The sequence below is a fragment of the Pedobacter sp. MC2016-15 genome (assembly GCF_026239695.1).
In the GTDB taxonomy this organism is placed as follows: domain Bacteria; phylum Bacteroidota; class Bacteroidia; order Sphingobacteriales; family Sphingobacteriaceae; genus Pedobacter.
Genome location: NZ_JAPIVS010000016.1, coordinates 1 through 815, shown reverse-complemented (window position 1 = coordinate 815; position 815 = coordinate 1). Strand labels below are relative to the sequence as shown.

Annotated in this window: 2 protein-coding genes; both read right to left on the bottom strand. The window is 37.7% G+C overall.

The features are described 5' to 3' along the window. Window positions 1-107: 107 nt before the first annotated feature. The gene (locus OQY15_RS22370; protein WP_265794392.1) at window positions 108-299 is read right to left on the bottom strand and encodes a hypothetical protein; all 192 of its coding nucleotides are present in this window, start codon (window positions 297-299) and stop codon (window positions 108-110) included. Beyond that, on the bottom strand, window positions 292-681 hold the full coding sequence (locus OQY15_RS22365; protein WP_265794393.1) for a zeta toxin family protein: 390 nt from the start codon (window positions 679-681) through the stop codon (window positions 292-294). The genes OQY15_RS22370 and OQY15_RS22365 overlap by 8 nt, the downstream gene beginning before the upstream one ends. Window positions 682-815 lie beyond the last annotated feature (134 nt).

Genomic DNA, 815 nt, shown 5'->3' with positions numbered 1-815 from the left:
ACCAAACATTATCGTAAACAAAATTGTATAACGGTCTTTATCATGCATTTAATCTTAAAATAAAGACTGAAACGTATGATCTAGGAATGTAAAATGGAAGGATGTAATTATTTTTCAGGAAGAGTTTTGAGCAATTCTTTGGCAGGAACTAATTTTGCATTTCCGTCCTTGTCACCAATAACAAGGCTTTCATCATGTAATGCAGCTTCCTCGGCCATCTTACGAAGCGCTATTTTCAATCCAACCATGACTTTGTCACTGAATGTTGAATCCTGATTTAGACCGTTGATATTATTCATGACCCATGTGCTTGATATGTTCCCAAAGTTCGTCATTAAAAATTGTTTCCACAAGCCCGGTGGATTTGGCAACAATCTCGGGGATCAGATCCATATTATTTACCAGCACCCATTCATCGCATACTGGTATGTAAAGACGATATAAATTATAAATCCCCCGAAAGTATCTGCGTTCAATTACGTCTGATGGAATATGATGCCCACCTTTACTCACCCGTTTAGCTACCCGTTCAATAGCAACTGCAGGGGAGCTTAACCAAAAAAACAGTAAACTAACCTTATATCCTGCTCTCTGGACATCCTTTATCAGTGAAACATAACTACGGGTCGAAAGAGTAGTTTCAATTGCAAAATCTGCCCCTTCACGCACTAATTCATCAATCCTCTTCGCATCATTCGCCCTGATTCCAGGGCTACACTTTCCGGATTAAATCATATTTTCTAGTTACCTGTCAACTATAGATTCCATAACTAAATCCTGTTTTGAAGAATAACTCAAATATAAAAAAACCTATG

Bases quoted from the DNA above. Each gene is read 5' to 3' on its own strand.
- OQY15_RS22370 (WP_265794392.1), bottom strand. From the start codon at position 299: ATGAATAATATCAACGGTCTAAATCAGGATTCAACATTCAGTGACAAA.